This is a genomic window from Limnohabitans sp. 2KL-27 (assembly GCF_001269345.1).
Lineage (GTDB): Bacteria > Pseudomonadota > Gammaproteobacteria > Burkholderiales > Burkholderiaceae_C > Limnohabitans_A.
Genome location: NZ_CXOP01000002.1, coordinates 919,770 through 944,340 on the forward strand (window position 1 = coordinate 919,770; position 24,571 = coordinate 944,340).

Consider the following 24,571-nt stretch of genomic DNA (forward strand, 5'->3'; position numbering starts at 1 on the left):
AGCTTGTCGGCTTCAATCGCTGCGCAACCTGTACTTGAGTTGAAAACTGAGCGCGCCATACAGCCGGTCCTTGAGCGGAGGCACCAGTGCCACGTTCAGGCCCCAGTGCCCGCTTTCCCAGCTGGCCGTCGGGATGAGCGCCGGAAACCAGCCGCCGTTGAACGCTTTGGGGTAGCCGTTGAAGGCGCCACCCACCACGCCCACTTTGAGCGGGCCCACACGCCAGGGCTGGTAATACGCCCCGACGTAGCTGGAGTGGGCGTTGTCGCTGTTGATGAAGCGCCCGGCGGTGGCACGCCAGTCGTCGTTCAGCGTGTATTCCAGACCCAGTCCCGGGTTGGCGTTGCGCAGCCCTTTGTCGGTGTCAAAGTGGACCGAATAAAACCCGGCGTTGACCCACAGGCGGCTGGCATCGAACTCGGCGTGGGCCGTCAGCGCGGCCGTGCAGGTGCACAGCAGGCCAGCCAGACGTTTCATGCCCGGGCTTACAGGGTTTTGAACACGTCGCCCGCCACCCGCACCGTCTCGGCAATGTCGGCTTCGGTGTGTGCAGCGCTCACAAAACCGGCTTCGTACAGGGCCGGGGCGATGTAGACGCCGCCGTCCAGCAGACCGTGGAACAGCTTGTTGAACTTGGGGCTGTCGCTGGTCATCACCTTGGCGTAGTTTTGCGGCAGCTCGGGCAGCAAGAAAAAGCCGAACATGCCACCTTGGCAATCGCCCACGAAAGGAACGCCCGCTGCAGCGGCAGCGCCGCTCAGGCCATCCACCAAGCTTCGCGTGCGGGCACTCAGGGCATCAAAAAAACCGGGCTTGGCGATCTCGCGCAGCGTGGTCAGGCCGCAGGCTGTGGCCACCGGGTTGCCACTCAAGGTGCCAGCTTGGTAAACCGGGCCGGTGGGGGCCAGTTGGCGCATGATCTCGCGCGGGCCACCAAAAGCGGCCAGCGGCATGCCGCCGCCAATCACCTTGCCCAGCACCGTCATATCTGGCTTGAAGCCGGGGATCAATTGGGCGTACACGCTTTGCGCGCTGCCCAAAGCCACGCGGAAACCGGACATCACTTCGTCAAAGACCAGCAGCGCGCCGTGCTCTGTGCACAGCTCGCGGCAGCGCGTCATGAAAGGTACGCTGGCGCGCACAAAGTTCATGTTGCCCGCGATCGGCTCGATCATCACGCAAGCCAGTTCCTTGCCGTGCAGGGCAAAAGCCTCTTCCAGCTGCTGGATGTTGTTGTATTCGAGCACCAGGGTGTCGCGCACCACTTCCGGGGGCACGCCTGCGCTGGTGGGGTTGCCAAAGGTGGCCAGGCCCGAGCCGGCCTTGACCAGCAGCGCGTCGGCGTGGCCGTGGTAGCAGCCTTCGAACTTGATGAACTTGCTGCGGCCGGTGGCCCCACGGGCCAGGCGCAGCGCGCTCATGCCCGCTTCGGTGCCCGAGCTGACCAAGCGCACCATTTCCATGGACGGCACGTGTTTCAGGATTTCTTCGGCCAGCTCGATCTCCCGCTCGGTGGGGGCGCCGAAGGAGAAGCCATCGAGGGCCGCTTTTTGCACCGCTTCGAGCACGGCGGGGTGGCCGTGGCCCAGGATCATCGGGCCCCAGGAGCCGATGTAGTCGATGTATTTTTGGCCGTTGGCGTCCCAGAAGTAAGCGCCTTGGGCGCGCTGCACAAAGCGCGGTGTGCCGCCCACGGCGCGAAAGGCGCGCACAGGGGAGTTGACCCCACCGGGGATCACTTGGGCGGCGCGGTCAAAAAGGGTTTGGTTGCGGTCGGTCATGGTTTTTGTCTCTGGCTTCAGTGTTTGGTTTCGTTAAATGGCACTTCAAAATAATCCGCCCCCGGGTGCACTTCGGGGCCATCGTCGTCGGTTTCTTCGCCTTCGGGCAGGGCCCAGAAAAGGCGGTCTGGAATGACTTGTCCCATGCCCGGCCGAAAGCCTTCGTCCAGGCAACGGTCCAGGTAATGCAGGGCTTCGCTGGTGGCTTCGGGCAGGTCCATGCCGGTGGCCAGCAAGGCGGCCAAAGCTGCGGTGAGCGTGTCGCCAGCACCCGCAAAAACCGCCTCAATGCGTTCAAACTTTTCGTGGGCCAGCACGGTCTCGGGCGAAGCCAGCACGTTGTCGATGTGTTGCTCGGGCAAGGGCAGCCCGGTCACCAGCGTGTAGGGCACGCCCAACTCGGCGGCCGCTTTGGCAATGTCGCGCGGGCCGGGGTTGCGATCGCCGCTCCAGTCGGGCAGCAACCAGCGGCGCAGCGTGCTGTGGTGGCCCACCAGCACGCTGGTTTGCGGCAGCAGCAATTCGCGAAAAGCGTCCAAGTAAGCGTCGATCTTGTCTTCTTCCCACCATGACAGGTTGGGCATGTAGGCAACGACCGGCACACCGTCGTAGTCGTCCGACAGCTCGGCAATCACCGCCAAGCTCTCGGGCGTGCCGACAAAGCCCACTTTGATGACCTGCACTGGCACGTCCTCGGCCACGGCGCGGGCCTGGTCATGAACGGCTTCGTCGTCGAGTGCAAAAAAGTCGGTGATGCTGCTGGTGTCGCGCACATAAGTGCCGGTGCAAATCGGCATGCAGTGCGCGCCCACCGAAGCCATGGCCACCGCGTCACTGCTCAAGCCGCCCGCACCGCTGGGGTCGTTGGCATTGAAGGACAGCACACAGGCCAAAGAGGCCGACTCTTCGTCATCCGGAAGTTGGTCGGTGTCGGCGATGGCGGGCTTGGGATCGGTCATTGAAGGTCAAATGTCAGGGCCATCACACCCGGATCCGGGTGTGTGTGGAATGGGCCGATACAATCAAATCATTCTATTCGACTCTCTGATTGCGACACTGTGATGGAACACAAAACTTGGATGTGCCTGATTTGCGGCTGGATCTACGACGAAGCCGCAGGTGACCCCGAGCACGGCATCGCCCCTGGCACCAAATGGGAAGACGTGCCCATGAATTGGACTTGCCCCGAATGCGCGGCCCGCAAGGAAGACTTCGAGATGGTCGCCATCTGATCAGTCCGCGTTCTTTTTGACCACCGCATACCGGGCCAGCGTTTTCTCGCGGGCTTGGGCATGGTCGACGATGGGTGCCGGGTAGGTTTGGCCGATCACCACCCCCGCCGCTTGCAATTCCATGGGCTTGGCCAGCCAGGGGGCGTGCAGCGCGGCCGTGGGCAGGGCCGCCAACTCGGGCATGTAGCGGCGGATGAATTTGCCCTCCGGGTCAAACTTTTCGCTTTGGCTGATCGGGTTGAAGATGCGGAAATACGGCTGCGCGTCGCACCCGCTGGAACTGGCCCATTGCCAGCCGCCGTTGTTGGCCGACAAGTCAAAGTCGTTCAGGTGGGTGGCGAAGTACGTCTCGCCCCAGCGCCAGTCGATGCCCAAATCCTTGACCAAAAAGCTCGCCACCACCATGCGCAGGCGGTTGTGCATGTAGCCGGTCTGGTTGATCTGGCGCATGGCCGCGTCCACCAGCGGGTAGCCGGTGCGCGCTTGGCACCAGGCCTCAAACAGCTTGTGGGCATGCGGGCCGCGTTCCCAATGGATGGCGTCGTAGTCGGACTTGAAACTTTGGCCCCGGCCCACATGGGCAAAGTTGTGCAGCACCTGCACATAAAAGTCGCGCCAAATCAACTCCGAAAGCCACACGCTCGCCCCTACGCTGCCTGCCAGCATGCGCGGGTGCGCCTCACGCGCCAGCTGACGGATCGACACGGTGCCAAAGCGCAAATGCACGCTCAGATAACTGGGACCTTTGACCGCCGGGAAGTTGCGGGTGTCTTCGTACTGGTCAATGCGGGTCAAAAAGTCGTGCAGCAAGGCCTGCGCGCCCGACTCGCCCGTGGGGATTTTCAGGGCCTGCAGGTTGGTGGGCTCAAAGCCGATGTCTTTGAGGCTGGGCACCGGGTGGGCCAGGTCCTCGGGGCGCGGGGCCAGGCGCTGGGCCAGAAGGGCCACGTCGAAAGCTTGCAGGTCCTGCGGCGTGACTTTTTTCAGCCAGGCGTTTTTGTAGGGCGTGAACACGCTGAAGGGCTTGGCCATCTGGGTCAGCACCTCATTGCGCTCAAAGACCACATGGTCCTTGAAGGTGTGCAGCACGATGCCGTGGTCGGCCAAGTGGCCGCGCACCTGGATGTCGCGGGCCAGGGCCTGAGGCTCGTCGTCATGGTTGGCAAACACGGCCTGCGCCTGCAGGTGCTGGGCCAGTTTGACGATTTTGTCCTGAGCCACGCCGTGGCGCACGATCAGGCCAGCCTGGGGGTGACCCGCTAACTCGCGCAAACGCGCATCCACCTCGACCAGTGACTCGCGGATGAACTCGACCCGGCGGTCGGCGCGGGGCAAGGCGTCCAAAATGGCCGTGTCGAACACGAACACCACATGCACCCGCTGGCAGTGCTTCAGGGCCTGGTGCAGGGCGGCGTGGTCACTCACGCGCAGATCGCGCCGCAGCCAGACCAGGCCACAAGAAAAAGGGGTTTCCATCGGGGTATGCCGGTTTGAGTGAAACAATGCACCTGTGGACCCTTGCGCAGAAACGGGGCCGCTAAAATCAGTGCATGACCGCCGATTCTGCCTCCATTGACCTCAAGCATCATTTTCTGATCGCCATGCCCGGGTTGGAGGACGAGACATTTGCCCGCAGCGTCATCTACATGTGCGAGCACAGCGAACGCGGCGCCATGGGCCTGATCATCAACAAGCCCGCTGACATCAGCATGCGCCTCTTGTTTGACAAGGTGGATCTGCCCCTGCGCCGGGAAGACCTGATGCAAAACCCGGTGGGCCATGGCGGGCCGGTGCAAACCGAGCGTGGCTTTGTGCTGCACGACCCTTTGCATGATCCCAAGGCCACGGCCAAACCCGAACAAGAAGGCTCGGCCTATGCTTCCACGCTCACCGTGCCGGGTGGGCTGGAGATGACGACCTCGCGCGACGTGCTCGAAGCCCTGTCTTCGGGCGCCGGGCCGCGCCGCGTGCTGGTCACGCTGGGTTATGCGTCCTGGGGTGAGGGCCAACTCGAATCCGAGCTGGGCGAAAACACCTGGCTGACCGTGCCCGCCTCGGTCGATGTGATTTTTGAGGTGCCCATGGCCGAGCGCTACGACCGCGCTCTGGACCTGCTGGGCCTCAAAAGCTGGATGCTCTCGCCAGATGCGGGACACGCATGAGCCGCACCCCCGAGAACACCGTCCCTGCCGAGCACCAGAGTTTTCTGGCTTTTGATTACGGCCTCAAGCGCACCGGCGTGGCTGTGGGCAACCGCCTGTTGAAAACGGCCACGCCCCAAGGCACCATCGCCGCCGAGGGTGATGCCCGCTTTGAGCGCATCGCCCAACGCATCCAAGAGTGGCAACCCGATGCGCTGGTGATCGGTGTCCCCACCCACCCCGACGGCGGCGAGCACGACAACACCTTGCGCGCCCGCAAGTTCGGTCGGCAGCTGCGCGGTCGTTTTGGCCTCGTTGTGTACGAGGTAGATGAGCGCTACACCACCACCGAAGCCCATTCTTATGGGGCCAAAGACGCCGATGCGGCGGCCGCGGCGATCATCCTGGACCAATTTTTAAGGAACATTCCATGAGCGCACTGGCCCTGAACGCCGAGGCTTTGTACCTGGAGCTGCTGCGCGGTGTGCGCAGCCTGTGCACGGCCAACACCCGCTTGGTGGGCATCACCTCAGGCGGTGCCTGGCTGGCCGAGCGCCTGCAGCGTGATTTGGGCTTGCCTGGCGACTCCGGCCAAGTGTCCTCCGTCATGCACCGCGACGATTTTGCCCAGCGAGGCCTGTCTGCGGGCGGCCAGACCCATCTGCCTTTCGAGGTTGATGGCGCGGATATGGTGGTGCTCGACGACGTGCTCTACACCGGGCGCACCATCCGCGCCGTGCTGAACGAAATTTTTGACTACGGCCGCCCCGCCCGTGTGCAGCTGGCCGTGCTGGTGGACCGGGGTGGTCGCCAATTGCCGGTGCAGGCCGACTATGCCGCCGCCCGCGTGGCCCTGCCCGAGACCCAATCGCTGGCGCTGGCCCGCGACGAGGCGGGCCGATTCAGTTTTGAAGTGGAGACCAAAGCCCCGCTTTCTTGAACGCGCATCCACAGGCCACGAGGTGAAAAACATGCTCTACAAACGCAACAACCCCCAACTCAACAAGAACGGCGAGCTGATCCACCTGCTCTCCACCGAGGGTCTGTCCAAGGACATCCTGACGCACATCCTGGACACAGCCGCCAGTTTCGTGAGCGTGAGCGACCGTGAAGTGAAAAAAGTCCCTCTTTTGCGCGGCAAGAGCGTGTTCAACCTGTTTTTTGAAAACAGCACCCGCACCCGCACCACCTTTGACATCGCGGCCACCCGCCTCTCGGCCGACGTGTACACGCTCGACATCGCCCGCTCCTCGGCCAGCAAAGGCGAATCGCTGCTGGACACCATCGCCAACCTGAGCGCCATGGCGGCCGACATCTTTGTGGTGCGCCACAGCGAGTCGGGCGCGCCGTATCTGATTGCGCAACACGTGGCGCCCCATGTGCACGTGGTCAACGCCGGGGACGGGCGCCACGCCCACCCTACCCAGGCGCTGCTGGACATGTACACCATCCGGCACTATAAGAAAGATTTTTCCGACCTGACCGTGGCCATCGTGGGCGATGTGCTGCACTCGCGGGTGGCGCGCTCGGACATCCACGCGCTCACCACGCTCGGCTGCGCCGAAGTGCGGGTGGTCGGCCCCAAAACGCTGGTGCCGGCGGACATGGCCCAGATGGGTGTGCGCGTGTTCAACAACTTGGAAGAGGGCCTCAAGGGCTGCGATGTGGTCATCATGCTGCGCCTGCAAAACGAGCGCATGAGCGGTGCGCTGCTGCCCTCTAGCCAGGAATACTTCGAGAGCTTTGGCCTGACCCCCGAAAAACTCCAACTGGCCAAGCCCGACGCCATCGTCATGCACCCCGGCCCGATCAACCGGGGTGTGGAGATCGACTCTGCTGTGGTCGACGGCCGGCAAAGCGTGATCTTGCCGCAGGTGACTTTTGGCATCGCGGTGCGCATGGCGGTCATGAGCATCGTCGCGGGCAACGTGGCGTAAACACAAGCCGACAAGGAAAAAAAGATGAAACTCATCATCCAAAATGGCCGCGTGATCGACCCCGCCAGTGGCTTTGACCAAACGGCCGATGTGGCGATCGCCGCAGGCCGCATCGTGGCCATGGGCCAAGTGCCCGCCGATTTCAAGCCCAACCGCGTGATCGAAGCCAAGGGCTGCATCGTCGCACCTGGCCTGGTCGATTTGGCTGCGCGTCTGCGCGAGCCTGGCCAAGAGCACGCAGGCATGCTCGAGAGTGAAATGGCCGCTGCCGTTGCGGGTGGTGTGACCAGCCTGGTCTGCCCGCCTGATACCGACCCAGTGCTGGACGAACCCGGCCTGGTCGAGATGCTGCGCTACCGCGCCGAAAAATTGAACCAGGCCCGTGTGCTGCCGCTGGGCGCTCTCACCGTGGGCCTCAAGGGCGATGTGCTGACCGAAATGGTGCAACTGACCGCAGCCGGCTGTGTAGGCTTCTCACAAGCCGAGGTGCCGATCCCCAGCACCCAAGTGCTGCAGCGCGCGCTTCAATACGCCAGCACCTTTGGCTTCACGGTCTGGCTGCGCCCACAGGAGCTGCACTTGGGCAAGGGCGTGGCCGCCAGTGGCCCACTGGCCACGCGCATGGGGTTGTCCGGCGTGTCGGTGGCCGCCGAAACCATCGCCCTGCACACCATCTTCGAGCTGGTGCGCTCGACACAAGCGCGCGTGCACCTGTGCCGTATCAGCAGTGCCCAAGGGGTGGAGCTGATCCGCAAGGCCAAGGCCGAGGGCTTGCCGGTCACGGCCGATGTGAGCATCAATGCCTTGCACCTGACCGATGCCGACATGGGCTACTTTGACAGCCGTGCCCGCCTCACACCTGTGCTGCGCCAGCAGCGCGACCGCGATGCCTTGCGTGCAGGCTTGGCCGATGGCACGCTGGATGTGCTGGTGTCGGACCACACCCCGGTCGACGCGGACGCCAAGGCCCTCCCGTTTGCCGAGGCCGAACCCGGTGCCACCGGCATGGAACTGCTGTGGAGCTTGGCGCTCAAGTGGGGGCAGGAGGCCGGTCTGCCTGTGGCCCAAGTGCTCTCGCGTATCACCGCCGAACCCTCCCGTGTGCTGGGCGCCACCTTGGGTGGCTTGCAAGATTCGGTCGGCCATCTGGCCGTGGGGGGCGTGGCCGATGTGTGCGTGCTGTCCACCGAAGGCCACTGGTTGGTGACCGAGGCCTCGCTGCGCAGCCAGGGCAAGAGCACCCCGTTTTCCGGTTACGAGCTGCCCGGGCGCGTGCTGGCCACGGTGGTCGGTGGGCAAGTGGCGTTTGAGGCCACTTGAGCACTCTGAAACAGGGTGCTGCTTAGATGAGTTCTTTGATCGCTGTCTGGAAATTCTTGAGAGGGCTTTGGCATGTCTTCACGGGCATGTGGACCATTTACATCCGTTTTCCACAGCTCAGTCCCGAGCAGCGGGAAATGCGTGTGCAGGCCTGGGCGCTGCAATTTCTAGCGCTGTGGGGCATCCATTTGCGGGTGCTGGGCCAACCGGTGGCCAACGGTCCGGCACTCATGGTGGCCAATCACATCTCCTGGCTGGACATCCTGGTCATTCACGCGGCCAGGCACTGCCGTTTTGTATCCAAGTCGGATATCCGAGACTGGCCGCTGGTCGGCATGTTGGCCACTGGGGCGGGAACGCTATACATTGAGCGGACGAGCCGCAAGGACGCTTTGCGCATGGTCAAAGACATCGCCAACGCCATGCAAGAAGGCGATGTGGTGGCGATTTTTCCGGAGGGCACCACCAGTGACGGGCGTGACTTGCTCCCTTTTCATGCCAATTTGATCCAGTCAGCGATTCATGCCCAGGCGCCCGTTCAGCCCATGTCGCTGCAGTTTTTGGACAATCAAACCGGTGCAATCACCTTCGCGCCTTGTTATATAGGCGATGACACCTTGATTGGCTCCATGTGGCGCACGCTCAAAGCCCCTGGCATCACGGCCGTGGTCCATTTTGGTGATCTGCAGCATGCCCATGGGCGCGATCGCCGCACATGGGCCCATGATTTGCGCGAAGAAGTGATCCGATTGCGCGACACCGGCCATTGAGACTGAGCCCGTCAAGGCCCTGGTCAGCAAATTTTCCGTGCAATTTTGTGAATGGGTGAGGATGGGTCGATGACCATCCATTCATGCAACATGCCTTGGCGGTACACCGTTTTTCCTGCCTGCATGGGACCGGAGTAATAGGTCATGTGCAAAACACGGGCCATCTTCTTCTTGCAATGGATTTCGATCTGAGACTGTAAGGACAGGTAGGGTTTGCCGTCACCGGTGAGCTGTTGTTTCTTGTAATCCAAGACGCTCCACACTTTTTTACGACCGTCTTCCTCTGACATGGACGTGGTGTCTATGAAAAACGTACCTTGCTCGTTGAGGGTGATGGGCTCCCACTTGGGGGTGGCATTCGCCCCCACACCCCAGAGACTAAACCAGCTCAAAACTGCCAAAGCTTTGAATTGCTTGATTCTCATGGGTCAGTCGATGAGCCAGACGGACGCGATCGGTCGTGGGAAAAGGCCATCAGGTCCTGCGGTTGAGCAGCTGGGAGGCCAGCACCACCATGGCTTGCCGATGGCGGTTGTTAGGCAGCTGCATGGCCGCATCGATGGCACGTTGGGCCTCGGATGCCGCCGCATTGCGTGTGGCTTCGAGCGCACCGGTTTCGCGCACGATGGTCACGATGTCGGCTAGGCGTTCGACGCTGCCCGTCTCAATCGCTTCGCGCACAGTTTGTCTTTGGCTGTCGCTGCCCAGTTGCATGGCCAAAATCAAAGGCAGGGTGGCCTTGCCTTCACGCAGGTCATCACCCAGATTTTTGCCCATTTCGGTGGCATTGCCGTCGTAATCGAGCACATCGTCGATCACTTGAAAAGCCGTGCCCAAAGCCTGGCCGTATTGGGCGCAAGCGGCCTCGGTGGCAGCGGGGCTGCCCGCCAAAATCGCTCCGAGGCGCGCGCTGGCTTCAAACAGTTTGGCAGTTTTGGACCGGATCACGCGCAGATAGTCTTCTTCGTCGAGCGAGGCATCGTGCATGTTCATCAGTTGCAGCACTTCGCCCTCGGCGATCACGTTGGTGGCATCGGCCAGGGTTTGCATGACCCGCATGCTGTCCGCATCGACCATCATTTGGAAAGCGCGGGAATACAAAAAGTCCCCCACCAGCACGCTGGCCGGGTTGCCAAAATTTTCGTTGGCCGTAGGGCGTCCACGCCGCAAGGTGGATTCGTCCACCACATCGTCGTGCAGCAAAGTAGCGGTGTGGATGAATTCGACGACAGCGGCCAGGTTGTGGCGCTGGCTGCCGGTGTAACCCAAAGCGCCACAAGTCAAGAGCAAAAGGACCGGGCGCAGGCGTTTGCCACCCGCAGAGATGATGTAACGCGCCACTTCACCGACCAAGGGCACACCGGAATCGAGCCGTTGGGCGATCACCTGGTCCACCTCGGCCATGTCGGGGGCTACCAGTGCCAGGACGGTGGCTGTGCTGTGTTCAGAGTCAGACAAATGGAGGATCCGGCTGGGTGTCTCGGCATGACCGGGGCGGCGAGGGCGGTCAACGGGGTGGGTTTTGTAACTGCGTGCATTATAGGGACCGCCTGGGTCGGTTCCTGCCTAGTGATGTGGTGAACGGCTTGGTGTTTGCCTGTTTGGCCTGGATCATGCTAAAATCGCCGGTTCCTTGGGGATCAGCCCTTGGAAACTTCCATTCAAGAGGTCTAATATGTACGCGGTCATAAAAACCGGTGGCAAACAGTATCGTGTTGTCGCTGGCGAAAAAATTAAAGTAGAACAGATTGCTGCGGACGTTGGCCAGGAAATCGTGATTGATCAAGTTCTTGCAGTCGGCAACGGCGCAGACCTGAAGATCGGCACGCCCCTGGTGTCCGGCGCCACAGTCAAAGCCACTGTTTTGGCACATGGCAAGCACGACAAAGTGCACATCTTCAAGATGCGCCGTCGCAAGCACTATCAAAAACGTCAGGGTCACCGTCAGCAGTTCACCGAACTGCAAATCGGCGTGATCGCTGCCTGAGGAGAATAGGTCATGGCACAGAAAAAAGGCGGCGGCTCTACGCGCAACGGTCGTGATTCCAAGCCAAAAATGCTCGGCGTCAAGGCTTTCGGTGGTGAACTGATCAGCGCAGGCTCGATCATCGTTCGTCAACGTGGCACCAAGTTCCATGCTGGCAACAATGTCGGTATCGGCAAAGACCACACTTTGTTTGCTCTGGTGGACGGCCACGTGTCGTTCTCGACCAAAGGCGAGCTCAGCAAGCACATGGTCAACGTGACACCGGCTGTTTAAGCCTGTCGCGCCCATGGCGAAGAGGAGCCCCGCAAGCCGGGGCTCTTCGCTTTTCTGGCCCTGTTGTGCATTGACGGTGGGGCCGCAAGCTACACTGGAAATCTCATGAAGTTCGTTGACGAAGCCTATATAGACATCTCCGCAGGTGACGGCGGGAACGGCTGCGTCTCGTTCCGTCACGAAAAGTACAAAGAATTCGGCGGTCCCAACGGGGGCGACGGTGGGCGGGGCGGTCATGTCTTCGCTTTTGCCGACATCAACCTGAATACCTTGGTTGATTACCGCTACTCCCGCCGCCACGAGGCCAAGCGCGGCCAGCACGGCATGGGCTCGGACATGTTCGGCGCTGCAGGAGACGATGTCACCCTCAAAATGCCGGTGGGCACCATCATCACCGACGCTGAAACCGGCGAGGTGCTCTACGAGTTGCTGGTGCCCGGCGAAACCATCATGATCGCCAAAGGCGGCGATGGCGGCTTTGGCAACATGCGCTTCAAGAGCGCGATCAACCGGGCGCCAAGGCAAAAAACGCCTGGCTGGTTGGGTGAGAAAAAAGAACTCAAACTCGAATTGAAAGTTCTGGCCGACGTCGGCTTGCTGGGCATGCCCAACGCCGGCAAGTCCACTTTCATTGCGGCGGTCTCGAACGCCCGCCCCAAAATTGCCGACTACCCCTTCACCACTTTGCACCCCAACTTGGGCGTGGTCCGCGTGGGCCCCGAGCAAAGCTTTGTGGTGGCCGATGTGCCGGGTCTAATCGAAGGCGCGTCTGAAGGCGCAGGCTTGGGGCACTTGTTTTTACGCCATTTGCAGCGCACCCGTTTGTTGCTGCATGTGGTGGACTTTGCACCGTTTGATGAGAACGTCGACCCGGTGCAACAGGCCAAGGCCATTGTGGCCGAGCTCAAAAAATACGATCCAGGCCTGTACAACAAGCCGCGCTGGCTGGTGCTCAACAAGCTGGACATGGTGCCCGCCGAAGAGCGTGAAGCCCGCGTCAAGGACTTCATCAAGCGCATGCGCTACAAGGGCCCTGTTTTCCAGATTTCGGCCCTGACCCGTGAAGGCTGCGAGCCGCTGATCAAGGAAATCTACAAGCACATCCGTGCCCAGCAAATCATCGAGCAAGGCGTGGTGGACATCGACCCCCGCTTCAAAGAGCAGGACAAGCCACAAGAGCCCGATGCCGACGATCCGCGCTTCAAGCCGCTGCCCTCGGACGCTGACTGACCCTCCCAGCCACGGTCCTTGTCCAGCGCTGTTTCAACGCCAACTCCACACCCCAGCATGACCACTGCCGCCGTTTCCACCCTCTTGCGCGATGCACGCCGCATCGTCGTCAAAGTGGGCTCCAGCCTGGTGACCAACGAAGGCCGGGGGCTTGACGAGGGCGCGATTGGGGAGTGGTGCCGTCAAATGGCGCTGCTCAGTGCCCAGGGCAAGGAAGTGGTCATGGTGTCCAGCGGCGCGATCGCCGAAGGCATGAAGCGCCTGGGTTGGACCACCCGCCCCAGCGAAGTGCCTGCGCTGCAAGCTGCGGCTGCTGTGGGTCAGATGGGGCTGGCGCAGATGTACGAAACCAAGTTGCGCGAAAACGGCATGGGCAGTGCCCAGGTGCTGCTCACGCATGCCGATCTGGCCGACCGCGAGCGCTACCTCAATGCCCGCTCCACCTTGTTGACGCTGCTCCAGCACCACGTGCTGCCGGTGATCAACGAAAACGACACGGTCGTCAACGACGAGATCAAGTTCGGTGACAACGACACCTTGGGCGCCCTGGTGGCCAACCTGATCGAGGCCGATTTGCTGGTCATCCTGACCGATCAAAAAGGCCTGTACACCGCCGATCCCCGCAAAGACCCGTCTGCTTCCTTTGTGCACGAGGCCCGTGCCGGCGATCCAGCCCTGGAAACCATGGCGGGCGGCGCGGGTTCGAGCATCGGCAAGGGCGGCATGATCACCAAAATCTTGGCCGCTAAGCGGGCCGCTGGTTCAGGTGCCTCTACCGTGATCGCCTGGGGCCGCGAGCCCGATGCGCTGTTGCGCCTGAGCCGGGGTGACAACATGGGCACTTTGCTGGTGGCCCAAACCGCCAAGCAACAGGCTCGCAAACAATGGATGGCGGACCACCTGCAGCTGCGGGGCTCGGTCACGGTGGATGCGGGTGCAGCCCACAAAGTGCTCAGCGAAGGCAAGAGCTTGCTGCCCATTGGCATGTCGGGCGTGACGGGTGATTTTTCTCGTGGCGATGTGATCGCCATTCGGGATGAACAAGGCGCAGAAATTGCTCGGGGCTTGGCCAACTACGCCAGCGCCGAGGCCCGGTTGCTGTGCCGTAAGCCTTCGCATGAGTACGAAGCCTTGTTGGGCTACACCGCCGAGCCCGAAATGGTGCATCGGGACAACCTGATCCTCAGCCGCTGAAGTCACGGCAGGCTCGATCCGGCTGCTGCTGCGCGGGTCAGCCTTGCGGGTTGGGGTCGAAACTGGCCCCTGGCGGCAACTCCATGTGCAGGGGCGGCGTCAGCTCCGGTGGGGCGCCGTCGTGCTCCGCGCCTTCACGTGGTGCCCGACTGCCACCGCGCAAATAGCGGTTTTGGCGGTCTTGGCGCGGCAAATAACGCGCCAATTCGGTCAGCGCCATTTCGTACACACCGCGCTTGAACTCCACCACCACGTCGAGCGGCACCCAGTAATCGTTCCAGCGCCAAGCGTCGAACTCGGGGTGGTCGGTGGCGCGCAGATTCAAATGGTGGTCGTGCGTGACCATCTGCAAGAGGTACCAGATTTGTTTCTGGCCCTTGTAAAAGCCGCGTGCATCCCGTCGGATGAAGCGGTCTGGCACCTCATAACGCAACCAGTCGCGGGTCCGGGCCACAATGCGCACATGCTCCGGCTGGAGCCCCACTTCTTCGTGCAATTCGCGGAACATGGCCTGTTCAGGACTCTCGCCCCGGTCAATGCCACCCTGCGGAAACTGCCAGCTGTGGGTGCGGATGCGCTTGCCCCAGAAAACCTGGTTTTTCTGGTTGAGCAGAATGATGCCGACGTTCGGCCTAAAGCCTTCACGGTCAAGCATAATCAACCTCAAATTTTTAAATTGTGTCCATTATGCACGGCGCACCGCCGCTGGCTGTTGGATGTTTCCCTGATCCCCTTGTCTGAATTAGCCCGCCGCGATGAAAGCCTCCCAATTTCTCATTTCCACCCTCAAAGAAGCCCCAGCCGATGCTGAAGTGGTCAGCCACAAGTTGATGACCCGGGCGGGCCTGATCAAGAAACTGGGCGCGGGCATCTACAACTACATGCCCATGGGCTTGCGCGTGATCCGCAAGGTCGAGGCCATCGTGCGTGAGGAAATGAACCGCGCTGGCGCCATCGAAATGACCATGCCCGTGGTGCAGCCGGCCGAGCTCTGGCAAGAAACCGGGCGCTTTGACAAGATGGGCCCCGAGTTGCTGCGCATCAAGGACCGCCATGGCCGCGACTTTGTGATCCAGCCCACCAGTGAGGAGGTGGTGACGGACGTGGTGCGCCAGGAAGTGCGCAGTTACAAACAGCTGCCCAAGAATTTATACCAGATCCAGACCAAGTTCCGCGACGAGCGTCGCCCCCGCTTTGGCCTGATGCGCGGGCGTGAATTCACCATGAAAGACGCCTACAGCTTCGACCGGGACGTGGCCAGCGCCAAGGCCAGCTACCAGGTGATGGCGGCCGCCTACCGCCGCATTTTTGACCGTTTTGGCCTGACTTACCGCGCCGTGGCAGCCGACAGCGGGGCCATTGGTGGCGACCTGAGCGAAGAGTTCCAGGTGATCGCCGCCACGGGCGAAGACGCCATCGTGTATTGCCCCACCAGCAACTACGCGGCCAACATCGAAAAAGCCGAGGCACTTGCACCGAGCCAAGCCCGTGCTGCGGCCGCGCAGGCGATGACAAAGACCGCCACGCCCGGAAAAAGCACTTGCGAGGACGTTGCCGCCTTGCTGAGCGTGCCCCTGTCCACCACCGTCAAGTCCTTGGTGTTGGCCACCGACAGCCTGAACGAGCAAGGCGAGATCGTGAAATCGCAAGTCTGGCTCTTGTTGCTGCGCGGCGACCACGACATGAACGAAGTCAAAGTGGGCAAGCTGCCCGGCATGGAAGGCGGTTTCCGCTTTGCCACCTTGTCCGAAATCGAGGATCACTTTGGCTGCAAGCCGGGTTACCTGGGCCCCCTGAATCTGAAGAAACCGGTCCACCTCGTGGTCGACCGCGACGTGGCCGTGATGGCCAACTGGATCTGTGGCGCCAACGAAGAAGACTTCCACATCACGGGGGTCAATTGGGGCCGTGACCTGCCCGAGCCCGCTTTGGTGGCCGACATCCGCAATGTGGTCGCGGGTGACAAGTCGCCCGACGGCCAGGGCGAGCTGGCGATCGAGCGCGGCATCGAAGTGGGCCATGTGTTCTATCTGGGCACCAAATATTCCAAAGCCATGAACGCCACCTTCTTGGACGAAACCGGCAAGCCCCAGTTTTTAGAGATGGGTTGCTACGGCATTGGCGTGACGCGCCTGCCCGCTGCGGCCATCGAGCAAAACCACGATGAGCGCGGCATCATCTGGCCGGACGCGATTGCCCCGTTCACGGTGGTGATTTGCCCCATCGGCATGGACCGCAGCGACGCGGTCAAGGCAGAAGCTGAGCGCATTTACAGCGCTCTATTGGCCGACGGTGTGGATGTGATCCTGGACGACCGGGGCGAGCGCCCGGGTGCCATGTTTGCCGACTGGGAACTGATCGGCGTACCGCACCGCGTCACGATTGGCGACAAGGGCCTCAAGGACGGCCAGGTCGAGTACCAGCACCGCCGCGATGCCGAAGCGACCAAAGTGGCGGTGTCGGACGTTCTGACCCACATCCATTCCCGCATGGCCGCTTGATGTGCTTGGGGCATGACGCCGTTCATTCCCCAGCCGTCTGAAGGGCGCTCACGCCGCGAGGCTTTAGGGTGCTTGGCAAAGGCTGCGGTCATCGGCAGCGGTTTCGGCGCTTTGATCGTCCAGCCAGTGCACGCGGGGGCACAGCTGGAGGAGCGCTTGTCGCATGCCGTGCGCACCGCCCTGAGCGCTGCAGTGGCCAATGCGGCACCGCCCGAGCCAGTGCTGGTGACTCCGGCCGAACAGCAAGCCTATGCCAACTGGCAGGGCGACATGGGCCGCCTTCTGGGGCGGTTCAAACGTGACCCCACGGAGCGGCAAGAGTTCCTGCAAACACTCTGGTACGAAGCCCGTCGAGCCGGATTGTCACTGTCGTTGGTGCTGGGTCTGATCCAAGTTGAAAGCGCTTTTCGCAAGCATGCGGTTTCCACAGCAGGTGCACGGGGCTACATGCAGGTGATGCCTTTTTGGACCCGTTCGATCGGGGATGGCGATGCAAGCCGTTTGTTTCACATGCAAACCAATATGAGATTTGGTTGCGTGATCTTGCGGCATTACCTTGACCGCGAGGGCGGTGATCTGTTCATGGGCCTAGGGCGTTACAACGGCTCCCGTGGGCAAGCCGTTTATCCGGACGCGGTGCAGCTGGCTCAGCGGCGCTGGTTGCACGCGGTGGACTGATCAGTCTTGCGTGGCGTGACGTTGCACGCAGGCGATGTAAGCCTCGCCATCGGGCATGCGACCCGAACGCTGACTCTCGTGCACCATGCGACCCAAGCAGTCCATGCCCTGGTGGTGGGCATCGTGCAGGGAGTTGAGCCTGTGGGTCAGCAATTCCACCGCTTGGCGGATGCCACGGGGTTGGTCGATGCTGCATTGTTCGCTGATCGACAGGTGCATCGACAGGTGCAAAAAAGGGTTCTCTCTGTTGGGGTCGGCTGTGTGCATGTTGGCCAGTGCCGCCTCCACATCGGCCAGTTCGGCGTGGTATTCCGGGTGTTCCTCAATCCATTGGCTCACCAGCATTTCCATCGGCTCCAAAGGGGCTGCGGTTTTGGCCTTGGCATAGACGCCGCAAAAAAAGCGCCGGACATCGGCTTGTGATGGTTGGATCAGCATGGGGTGGATTGTCCTTCATGTCTGCATGGGGTAGCCAGCGATGGTGCCATGGGGCTCGGGCTCAGAGGCGCTTCGCTTTGCCACATCGCCCCATCCCCATGGCCCCATCGCAGGCATGATGGCAGGGGTCAGCGAGCACCGAGTCTGTAGAGGGCATGGCCCTGTTCGCACGATGTGGCAAAGCGAAGCGCCTCTGAGTGCGGGCAGGGCCATGCCCTCTACAGACGGGTTAAACCCCTAGAATGATTTCAACCCATGCACAAAACATGCAATAAAATGCATAAAACTTTCATCTGGAGCCTTAAAACATGAACCAAGCCTACATTTGCGACGCCATCCGCACCCCTTTTGGCCGTTACGGCGGTGCCTTGAGCAGCGTGCGCACCGACGACCTGGGCGCGGTGCCTTTGCGCGCCCTGATGGCCCGCAACCCCAAAGTGGACTGGGCCGCGGTGACCGATGTGCTGTACGGCTGCGCCAACCAGGCCGGTGAAGACAACCGCAACGTCGCCCACATGAGCAGCTTGCTGGCCGGTTTGCCGATCGACGTGCCCGGTGCGACCATCAACCGCCTGTGCGGCTCAGGTTTGGATGCCATTGGCACCGCAGCGCGTGCCATCAAGGCGGGCGAAGCCGGTTTGATGATTGCGGGCGGCGTGGAAAGCATGAGCCGCGCGCCGTTTGTGATGCCCAAAGCCGAGAGCGCTTTCAGCCGCAACAACGCGGTGTACGACACCACCATTGGCTGGCGTTTTGTCAACAAGCTGATGAAAGCCCAATACGGAGTGGATTCGATGCCTGAAACTGCTGAAAACGTCGCGACCGACTACAAGATCGAACGCGAAGCGCAAGACCTGATGGCCTACAACAGCCAGTTGCGTGCGGTGGCCGCCATCCAAGCCGGTCACCTGGCCCGCGAAATTGTGGGTGTGAGCATTCCCCAAAAGAAGGGGGACGCGATCATTGTGGACACCGACGAGCACCCGCGTGAAACCAGCTTGGAAGCACTGGCCAAGCTCAAAGGCGTGGTGCGCCCTGACGGCACCGTCACCGCGGGCAACGCTTCGGGGGTGAACGATGGCGCTTGCGCCTTGCTGCTGGCCGACGAAGCCACCGCCGCCAAAAACGGCCTCATACCCAAAGCCCGCATCGTGGGCATGGCCACTGCCGGTGTCGCCCCGCGTGTCATGGGCATTGGCCCCGCGCCTGCCACGCTGAAAGTGCTGGCCCAAACCGGTTTGACCATCGACCACATGGACGTGATCGAGTTGAACGAAGCCTTTGCCGCGCAAGGCTTGGCCGTGATGCGCATGCTGGGCCTCAAAGACGACGATGCCCGCGTGAACGCTTGGGGCGGTGCGATTGCCTTGGGTCATCCGCTGGGCGCATCCGGTGCCCGCTTGGCCACCACCGCCATCAACCGCTTGCAGCAAACGGCCGGTCGTTATGCCTTGTGCACCATGTGCATCGGCGTGGGCCAGGGCATTGCGCTGATCATCGAGCGGGTTTGAGGTATGGACCCCGGATCAAGTCCGGGGTGAAGCCTCTGGCCACCAGCCCCTGCGGGGGCTTTTTTGTGCCTGCTCGAGTTCATCAGGGTGGACGTCAATTTCCATGCGCAGCAGGGCAGCGCCCATGGCTTTGCCCAAATTGTCCAGTCGCAGGTTGCGCGCACCGCCGCCTTGCAGTGCGCCATGCAGGACGAACTTCATGGCTAGGATGTTGGGCAGCGCCCAAGCATCCACCTGACCGGGGAGCCAGGGCGCAAAGTGCGCTTGCACTTTGGCGGCGGTGACTTCGCGCTCCAGGATGCGGTAGCCCGATTCGTTCCAGGCAAACAGGCCAAAGTCCACCCAGTCGGCTTTGTCGCCGCTGCGGGCGTGGGCCAGTTGCACCAGCGCAATGCGCACAGTGGTGTTCATGCTTGGGCCTCCAGCAGTTCAATGTGTGCTTTGACCAGGTGCCGATCGATCAGCGTGGGCCAAATGCCGAGCAACTCGCTGCTGTGGTTCATGCCCTGAAATCCGCAGGTGTAGGCCGGGCCGCTCAGTGCCATCCAGGGAAACAGCCTGCCAAAGCCATCGGCAGCGGCTTTGCTGGGCGTGCGCAACACCATGCGCACCCAAATTTCATGCCGTTCATTGAGTTCGGCAGGGGGGGGCAAAGGGGCCAAGGCGCCGTGTGCCGAGTTCAAGCCCGGGTATTCCACCAACAATTCATCAAAAGGGATGTTGCGTTCACGCAGCTGGCTGCGAATGATCGCCTCGGCCGCTTGCACTTTGTCCCAGGCATCGGGCCAAGAAAAGCCCCAAGTGACATCGGCTTTGAAGCCGTCTTTGAAGCCCGCCACCACCTTGAGTTGGTGGGTCGGCGGGCTGCCTTGTGCGCCCGTCAAACGCACGCGGTGGTCGCCCTCATCGGTCAGTTCAATCTGCCCCATGTCGAGCACCACATCGGGCGAAAAATAGGCATGGGGGTTGTGCACCTCGTACAGCAGTTGCTGGCGCACGGTGTCGAAGTTGACCAAGCCGCCGGTGTCTGGTGCTTTGGTGATGAAGGCCGTGCCGTCCGGCCAAACCTCGGCAATGGGGTAGCCGATGTGCGCCAAGTCCGGGATGTTTTGCCAGTGGCCCTGGCTACCGAAATTGCCGCCGCTGCCCTGGCCCGAGCACTCGAGCAAATGCCCCACCGTCAGGCCCTGTGCCAAGCGGTGAAAGTCTTCGGGTGTGCTCGCATCTGCGAGCTTCCAGCCCAGGGCGTGCACCAGCGGCCCCAAAAACAGCGCGGCATCGGCCACGCGCCCGGTGATCACGATGTCGGCGCCCTGATCCAGTGCATCCACAATCGGCTGTGCGCCCAGATAGGCGTTGCCAAAGACCAGGCGTTCCCGCACGCTGGCCACGTCCGCGCCGTTCATCATGTGGTCAAAGCGCACGTGGGGCTCTTGCAGCTGGGCCAGCACATCGTCGCCGCCAACCACAGCGATGCGCGGGTGCCAGCCTGCGCCAGCCAAAGCCTTGCGCAGCGCTTGCGCCGCGCCCATGGGGTTCAGGCCGCCTGCGTTGCACACAAAACGCACGCCACGTGCTTGCATCAGGGGCCACAGGCGCAAAAGCATGGGCAAGACATCGCGGGCATAACCCAGGGTCGGGTCGCGTTGGCGGTCTTTTTGCAGGATGGCCAGTGTCAATTCGGCCAGGTGGTCGCTGGCGATGAATTGCACATCGCCGCGCTCTATGCTGGCGACCACGGGCTCCCAGTTGTCCCCGTAAAACCCGAGCCCGGAACCGATGCGTATGGCATTTGTCATGAAGGGATATTGAAGTCTTGCGTGTGACTTCGAATGGGGGACAACCCCTAGGGAAAGTCTCGTGTAAGACATGCACAATCGCACGGTCGTTCGCAAATGCTTTGTCCGGTGCCAAAACAGTGCCCGGCCAAGCCCAGTGAACTCGGCCAGAAAGAACCAAGAGGAGACAGGCGTGCAATTGCTGCAACTGCTGATCAGCGGTGTGGCCCAGGGTTGTATTTACGGACTCATTGCCCTGGGTTTCGTGCTGATTTACAAGGCCACCGAAACGGTGAGCTTTGCCCAGGGCGACTTGATGATGGTGGGGGCTTTTTCGGGCCTGGCTGCCATGACGCTGCTGGGCTTTCCTTTCTGGATGGCGGTGCCAGCGGCCATCGTGGCCATGGGTATTTTTGGCGTGTTGGTCGAGCGCTTGGTCATTCGCCCCATCCTCGGGCAACCGGCTTTTTCCATCGTCATGCTGACCATCGGTGTCGGTTATGTGTTGCGCGGGCTGATCACCATGATCCCTGACGTGGGCACCGACACCCACACCATGCCAGTGCCCTATGCGGGCGAGGTCCTGCGCTTGGGTGGTCTGGTGATTGCGGCCGAGCAAATGGTGGTGATCGGCGCCACGGGCATCCTGTGCCTGGGCCTGTTTGCCATGTTCAAGTACAGCAAGCTGGGCATCGCCATGCAGGCGGCCTCGCAAAACCAGTTGGCCGCTTATTACATGGGCATCCCGGTCAAGCGCATCAACGGTCTGGTCTGGGGTCTGGCAGCCGGTGTGGCCGCGGTAGCCGGTCTGCTTTTGGCGCCCATCACCTTTGTGCACGCCAACATGGGCTTCATTGGCCTCAAAGCCTTTCCCGCTGCGGTGGTAGGGGGGTTTGGCAGTTTGCCCGGTGCCATCGTGGGCGGTCTCGTGATCGGCATCGTCGAGTCGCTTTCGGGTTTTTATCTGCCCGAAGGCTTCAAGGACATCGCGCCCTACATCGTGGTGTTGCTCATGCTGGTGCTCAAGCCCAATGGCTTGTTCGGCGAGCAACTGCGCAAGAAAGTCTGAGGCTCCGGCATGCGTTTCATTTTCAAAACCGAATACAACCAGGACATCACCCTGGCCAAACATGGCGGCCATGTGTTCTGGTACAGCTTGCTGGCCGCCTTTTTGGTGGTCGCACCCTGGGCTGTGCCCGAATACTGGCTGGCGCAGTTGACCTTTGTTTTGATCTACGCGGTGGTCGGCCTGGGCTTGATGCTGCTGGCGGGTTTTACCGGCCTGTTCTCGCTGGGCCATGCCGCATTTTTGGGCGTGGGGGCTTACACCCAGGCCGTGATGGTCAATGCGGGCGTGCCCTTTCCGCTGGCGCTGGTTTGTGCAGGTGTGTTCTCGGCCATCGCGGGCGTGATCGTGGGCCTGCCGGCGCTGCGGGTCAAAGGCATTTATCTCGGCATGGCCACGCTGGCGTTTGGGTTCATCGTTGAAGAGGGCATGGCCCGCTGGGAAAGCGTCACGGGCGGCAATGCGGGCCTGATGGTCAGCTACCCGAAGCTGGGCGGTTGGACCCTGGACAGCACCGAAGAGTTTTACTTCCTGTGCCTGTTGGTGACGGTGGGGGCCACGTTGGCCATCGTCAACTTGCTGCGTTCGTCCACCGGGCGCGCCTTTGTGGCCATCCGCGACTCCGAAATATCGGCGCAAAGCATGGGCATCCACCTGGCGCGTTACAAGACCTTGTCGTTCGCCTTGTCGGCCGCGCTGGCGGGCATTGGCGGCGCCTTGTATGCGCACAAAATCCAGTTCCTCTCGCCCGAGCAATTCAGCATCATCCAGTCGATTGACTTGCTTTTGATGGTGGTGATTGGTGGCCTGGGCTCGATTCATGGGGCCTTCTTGGGCGCCATTTTCCTGATCGTGATGCCGCAACTCATCGCCCTGGGCAAAGACTTTTTGCCAGCTGCCATCGGGGGCGCCGCCGGCTTGCAGGGAACGGTGTACGGCATGGTGCTGATTGCCTTTGTGTTGTTCGAGCCCATGGGTCTGTATGGCCGCTGGCTCAAGGTGCGCACCTGGTTCCAGTTGTTCCCGTTTTACCGCCGTGGCCTGTTCAAGCGCCAGAAATCGTTCCAGAAGTCGGACCGCCTGAAATGAACGCAGACATCCTTTTATCCGCACAAGACCTCAGCGTGCGCTTTGGTGGCGTGTTGGCCGTCAACAAGGTCAGCTTCGACGTCAAGCGCGGCGAGGTCTTCACCCTGATCGGCCCGAACGGCGCTGGCAAGACCACCGTGTTCAACCTCATCAGCCGCATCTACACGCCCACCACGGGTGTGATCGATTACGCCGGGCCACAAGGCACGCTGCGCCTGACCGACCAGCAGCCGCACCAGATCGCGAGCCTGGGCATTGCCCGCACCTTTCAGAACATTGAATTGTTCGAGCACGCCACCGTGCTGCAAAACCTGCTGATTGGCCGCCACACGCACCGCAAGACGGGGGTTTGGAGCGAGATGTTTTTCAGCGGCAAAACCCGTGCGGCTGAAATCGAGGCACGTGAAAAGGTCGAAGAGGTCATTGATTTTCTGGACCTGCAACACCACCGCGACTCGATGGTGGCGGGCCTGCCCTATGGTGTGCGCAAAGTGGTCGAGCTGGCGCGGGCCTTGTGCACCGAGCCCAAGTTGCTGCTGCTGGACGAGCCCTCCTCGGGTCTGAACGTCGAGGAAACCGAAGACATGGCGTTCTGGATCTCGGACATCAAAAACGAGCTGGGCATCACCGTGCTCATGGTCGAGCACGACATGAGTCTGGTCTCCAAAGTGTCGGACCGTGTGCTGGCCATGAGCCAGGGCGAAGAACTCGCCACCGGCACGCCCAGCCAGGTGCAAAGCGACCCGGGTGTGATCGAGGCCTATCTGGGCTCGGTGGACGATGTGTCCAGTCTGCGCCGCGAAAACCACGTGCCCGGAGGTGCCGCATGAGCGCAGCCAACCCCACCCTGAACGCGGCTGCTGAGCCCGTTGCTGATGACTTGATGCTCAAACTGCTCAACGTGGAAAGCGCCTACGGTCCGATCAAGGCGATCCGCGGCGTGAGCCTGCAGGTGCGGCGCGGCGAAATTGCCACCGTGCTCGGCTCCAATGGCGCGGGCAAGACCACCATCCTCAAGACCATCAGCGGCATCATCGACCCGCGCAAGGGCTCGATCGAGTTCAAAGGCCAGAGCATCACCGCGCAAGACCCGGCCATCATCGTGCAACGCGGCCTGATGCATGTGCCCGAAGGCCGGGAGGTGTTCCCGCTGCTGTCCATCCGTGACAACTTGCTCATGGGGGCCTTCACCCGCAAGGACCGCGATGGCGTGGCCCGCGACATGGAAGCGGTTTACAACTATTTCCCCATCCTGCGCGAGCGGGCCGCGCAGGACGCTGGCTTGCTCTCGGGCGGTCAGCAGCAGATGCTGGCGATCAGTCGCGCACTCATGGCCAATCCGGACTTGATCTTGCTGGATGAACCCAGCTTGGGCCTGTCCCCGAAACTGACCAAAGAGATTTTTGAAATCGTGGTGCGCATCAACCGCGAGCGCGGCACCACCATTTTGCTGGTCGAACAAAACGCCAACATGGCGCTCAATGCCTCGGACTACGGTTATGTGTTGGAAAACGGCCGCATCGTGATGGAAGACAGCTGCGCCCGTTTGCGTGAAAAGGACGACATCAAGGAGTTCTACTTGGGCATGAAGGAAGAAGGCGTGCGTGCCGACCGCCGCTGGAAAAAGAAGAAAACCTGGAGATAA

Annotated in this window: 28 protein-coding genes; 18 read left to right on the forward strand and 10 right to left on the reverse strand. The window is 61.6% G+C overall.

Annotation, left to right across the window (positions count from 1 at the left end):
- Nucleotides 1–12 precede the first annotated feature (12 nt).
- The 3 genes from LHAB_RS07230 to LHAB_RS07240 are packed head-to-tail and all read right to left on the reverse strand — an operon-like array spanning nucleotide 13 to nucleotide 2,740.
- The gene (locus tag LHAB_RS07230; protein WP_090045042.1) at nucleotides 13–477 is read right to left on the reverse strand and encodes a hypothetical protein; all 465 of its coding nucleotides are present in this window, start codon (nucleotides 475–477) and stop codon (nucleotides 13–15) included.
- An 8-nt stretch (nucleotides 478–485) separates the two neighbouring features.
- Nucleotides 486–1,781 (reverse strand): glutamate-1-semialdehyde 2,1-aminomutase, encoded by a 1,296-nt coding sequence (gene hemL / locus LHAB_RS07235; RefSeq protein ID WP_090045044.1) that lies wholly within the window; start codon nucleotides 1,779–1,781, stop codon nucleotides 486–488.
- Nucleotides 1,782–1,798: 17 nt separating this feature from the next.
- The gene (locus LHAB_RS07240) at nucleotides 1,799–2,740 is read right to left on the reverse strand and encodes a bifunctional hydroxymethylpyrimidine kinase/phosphomethylpyrimidine kinase (RefSeq protein ID WP_090045045.1); all 942 of its coding nucleotides are present in this window, start codon (nucleotides 2,738–2,740) and stop codon (nucleotides 1,799–1,801) included.
- Nucleotides 2,741–2,842: 102 nt separating this feature from the next.
- Here LHAB_RS07240 and LHAB_RS07245 point away from each other — a divergent pair, with 102 nt between their 5' ends.
- Nucleotides 2,843–3,013 carry a rubredoxin gene (locus LHAB_RS07245; protein ID WP_090045047.1) on the forward strand — a complete coding sequence of 57 codons (171 nt, stop codon included), beginning with the start codon at nucleotides 2,843–2,845 and terminating at the stop codon, nucleotides 3,011–3,013.
- Here LHAB_RS07245 and LHAB_RS07250 read toward each other — a convergent pair whose 3' ends face one another.
- Entirely contained in the window at nucleotides 3,014–4,489 is a 1,476-nt protein-coding gene (locus LHAB_RS07250; protein WP_090045049.1) for a cryptochrome/photolyase family protein, read from the reverse strand.
- Nucleotides 4,490–4,563: 74 nt separating this feature from the next.
- On the opposite strand from LHAB_RS07250, the gene LHAB_RS07255 reads away from it, so the two are divergent.
- The 6 genes from LHAB_RS07255 to LHAB_RS07280 are packed head-to-tail and all read left to right on the forward strand — an operon-like array spanning nucleotide 4,564 to nucleotide 9,181.
- A complete protein-coding gene (locus tag LHAB_RS07255; RefSeq protein ID WP_090045050.1) occupies nucleotides 4,564–5,175 on the forward strand; it encodes a YqgE/AlgH family protein in 612 nt (203 codons plus the stop codon).
- On the forward strand, nucleotides 5,172–5,588 hold the full coding sequence (gene ruvX / locus LHAB_RS07260) for a Holliday junction resolvase RuvX (protein WP_090045052.1): 417 nt from the start codon (nucleotides 5,172–5,174) through the stop codon (nucleotides 5,586–5,588). The genes LHAB_RS07255 and ruvX overlap by 4 nt, the downstream gene beginning before the upstream one ends.
- Entirely contained in the window at nucleotides 5,585–6,094 is a 510-nt protein-coding gene (gene pyrR / locus LHAB_RS07265; RefSeq protein WP_090045053.1) for a bifunctional pyr operon transcriptional regulator/uracil phosphoribosyltransferase PyrR, read from the forward strand. The genes ruvX and pyrR overlap by 4 nt, the downstream gene beginning before the upstream one ends.
- A 31-nt stretch (nucleotides 6,095–6,125) precedes the next feature.
- A complete protein-coding gene (locus tag LHAB_RS07270) occupies nucleotides 6,126–7,091 on the forward strand; it encodes an aspartate carbamoyltransferase catalytic subunit (protein ID WP_090047773.1) in 966 nt (321 codons plus the stop codon).
- A 24-nt stretch (nucleotides 7,092–7,115) separates the two neighbouring features.
- Nucleotides 7,116–8,411: a dihydroorotase gene (locus LHAB_RS07275; RefSeq protein ID WP_090045055.1), complete on the forward strand. Its 1,296-nt coding sequence runs from the start codon at nucleotides 7,116–7,118 to the stop codon at nucleotides 8,409–8,411.
- Nucleotides 8,412–8,437: 26 nt separating this feature from the next.
- On the forward strand, nucleotides 8,438–9,181 hold the full coding sequence (locus tag LHAB_RS07280) for a lysophospholipid acyltransferase family protein (protein WP_090045057.1): 744 nt from the start codon (nucleotides 8,438–8,440) through the stop codon (nucleotides 9,179–9,181).
- 23 nt (nucleotides 9,182–9,204) lie between these two features.
- On the opposite strand, the gene LHAB_RS07285 is transcribed toward LHAB_RS07280, so the two are convergent.
- Nucleotides 9,205–9,606 (reverse strand): surface-adhesin E family protein, encoded by a 402-nt coding sequence (locus LHAB_RS07285; RefSeq protein ID WP_194943119.1) that lies wholly within the window; start codon nucleotides 9,604–9,606, stop codon nucleotides 9,205–9,207.
- A 49-nt stretch (nucleotides 9,607–9,655) separates the two neighbouring features.
- Nucleotides 9,656–10,639 carry a polyprenyl synthetase family protein gene (locus LHAB_RS07290; protein ID WP_090045060.1) on the reverse strand — a complete coding sequence of 328 codons (984 nt, stop codon included), beginning with the start codon at nucleotides 10,637–10,639 and terminating at the stop codon, nucleotides 9,656–9,658.
- Nucleotides 10,640–10,856: 217 nt separating this feature from the next.
- Between LHAB_RS07290 and rplU the strand changes: the two genes are divergently transcribed.
- The 4 genes from rplU to proB all read left to right on the forward strand — a co-directional run bounded on the left by rplU (nucleotide 10,857) and on the right by proB (nucleotide 13,865).
- Nucleotides 10,857–11,168, forward strand: coding sequence for a 50S ribosomal protein L21 (gene rplU / locus LHAB_RS07295; RefSeq protein ID WP_090045061.1), 312 nt, complete (start codon nucleotides 10,857–10,859; stop codon nucleotides 11,166–11,168).
- A gap of 12 nt (nucleotides 11,169–11,180) precedes the next feature.
- Nucleotides 11,181–11,441: a 50S ribosomal protein L27 gene (gene rpmA / locus LHAB_RS07300; protein WP_019430604.1), complete on the forward strand. Its 261-nt coding sequence runs from the start codon at nucleotides 11,181–11,183 to the stop codon at nucleotides 11,439–11,441.
- Nucleotides 11,442–11,546: 105 nt separating this feature from the next.
- Nucleotides 11,547–12,671, forward strand: coding sequence for an Obg family GTPase CgtA (gene cgtA / locus LHAB_RS07305; RefSeq protein WP_053171761.1), 1,125 nt, complete (start codon nucleotides 11,547–11,549; stop codon nucleotides 12,669–12,671).
- Between the two features lie 57 nt (nucleotides 12,672–12,728).
- Entirely contained in the window at nucleotides 12,729–13,865 is a 1,137-nt protein-coding gene (proB, locus tag LHAB_RS07310) for a glutamate 5-kinase (RefSeq protein WP_090045063.1), read from the forward strand.
- A 37-nt stretch (nucleotides 13,866–13,902) separates the two neighbouring features.
- Here the strand turns inward: proB and LHAB_RS07315 are convergent, their stop codons facing one another.
- Nucleotides 13,903–14,520, reverse strand: coding sequence for an RNA pyrophosphohydrolase (locus LHAB_RS07315; RefSeq protein ID WP_090045064.1), 618 nt, complete (start codon nucleotides 14,518–14,520; stop codon nucleotides 13,903–13,905).
- A 100-nt stretch (nucleotides 14,521–14,620) separates the two neighbouring features.
- Between LHAB_RS07315 and LHAB_RS07320 the strand changes: the two genes are divergently transcribed.
- Both LHAB_RS07320 and LHAB_RS07325 read left to right on the forward strand, forming a co-directional pair.
- Nucleotides 14,621–16,366, forward strand: coding sequence for a proline--tRNA ligase (locus LHAB_RS07320; protein WP_090045066.1), 1,746 nt, complete (start codon nucleotides 14,621–14,623; stop codon nucleotides 16,364–16,366).
- A 12-nt stretch (nucleotides 16,367–16,378) separates the two neighbouring features.
- Entirely contained in the window at nucleotides 16,379–17,044 is a 666-nt protein-coding gene (locus LHAB_RS07325; RefSeq protein ID WP_090045067.1) for a lytic transglycosylase domain-containing protein, read from the forward strand.
- Here LHAB_RS07325 and LHAB_RS07330 read toward each other — a convergent pair whose 3' ends face one another.
- Nucleotides 17,045–17,479 (reverse strand): DUF1841 family protein, encoded by a 435-nt coding sequence (locus LHAB_RS07330; RefSeq protein ID WP_194943210.1) that lies wholly within the window; start codon nucleotides 17,477–17,479, stop codon nucleotides 17,045–17,047.
- Between the two features lie 311 nt (nucleotides 17,480–17,790).
- On the opposite strand from LHAB_RS07330, the gene pcaF reads away from it, so the two are divergent.
- Entirely contained in the window at nucleotides 17,791–18,993 is a 1,203-nt protein-coding gene (pcaF, locus tag LHAB_RS07335; protein ID WP_090045071.1) for a 3-oxoadipyl-CoA thiolase, read from the forward strand.
- 15 nt (nucleotides 18,994–19,008) lie between these two features.
- Here pcaF and LHAB_RS07340 read toward each other — a convergent pair whose 3' ends face one another.
- Together LHAB_RS07340 and LHAB_RS07345 are read right to left on the reverse strand one after the other, a co-directional pair.
- Nucleotides 19,009–19,404, reverse strand: coding sequence for an AtuA-related protein (locus LHAB_RS07340; protein ID WP_090045073.1), 396 nt, complete (start codon nucleotides 19,402–19,404; stop codon nucleotides 19,009–19,011).
- On the reverse strand, nucleotides 19,401–20,792 hold the full coding sequence (locus LHAB_RS07345; RefSeq protein ID WP_090045075.1) for an acyclic terpene utilization AtuA family protein: 1,392 nt from the start codon (nucleotides 20,790–20,792) through the stop codon (nucleotides 19,401–19,403). The genes LHAB_RS07340 and LHAB_RS07345 overlap by 4 nt, the downstream gene beginning before the upstream one ends.
- Before the next feature lie 172 nt (nucleotides 20,793–20,964).
- Between LHAB_RS07345 and LHAB_RS07350 the strand changes: the two genes are divergently transcribed.
- From LHAB_RS07350 to LHAB_RS07365, 4 genes are read left to right on the forward strand one after another with little or no spacing between them, the layout of a single operon-like run.
- Nucleotides 20,965–21,840 carry a branched-chain amino acid ABC transporter permease gene (locus tag LHAB_RS07350; protein ID WP_090047775.1) on the forward strand — a complete coding sequence of 292 codons (876 nt, stop codon included), beginning with the start codon at nucleotides 20,965–20,967 and terminating at the stop codon, nucleotides 21,838–21,840.
- Nucleotides 21,841–21,849: 9 nt separating this feature from the next.
- The gene (locus LHAB_RS07355) at nucleotides 21,850–22,926 is read left to right on the forward strand and encodes a branched-chain amino acid ABC transporter permease (RefSeq protein ID WP_090045076.1); all 1,077 of its coding nucleotides are present in this window, start codon (nucleotides 21,850–21,852) and stop codon (nucleotides 22,924–22,926) included.
- Nucleotides 22,923–23,756: an ABC transporter ATP-binding protein gene (locus LHAB_RS07360; protein WP_090045078.1), complete on the forward strand. Its 834-nt coding sequence runs from the start codon at nucleotides 22,923–22,925 to the stop codon at nucleotides 23,754–23,756. Before LHAB_RS07355 ends, LHAB_RS07360 begins: the two co-directional genes overlap by 4 nt.
- Nucleotides 23,753–24,571 (forward strand): ABC transporter ATP-binding protein, encoded by an 819-nt coding sequence (locus tag LHAB_RS07365; RefSeq protein WP_090045080.1) that lies wholly within the window; start codon nucleotides 23,753–23,755, stop codon nucleotides 24,569–24,571. The genes LHAB_RS07360 and LHAB_RS07365 overlap by 4 nt, the downstream gene beginning before the upstream one ends.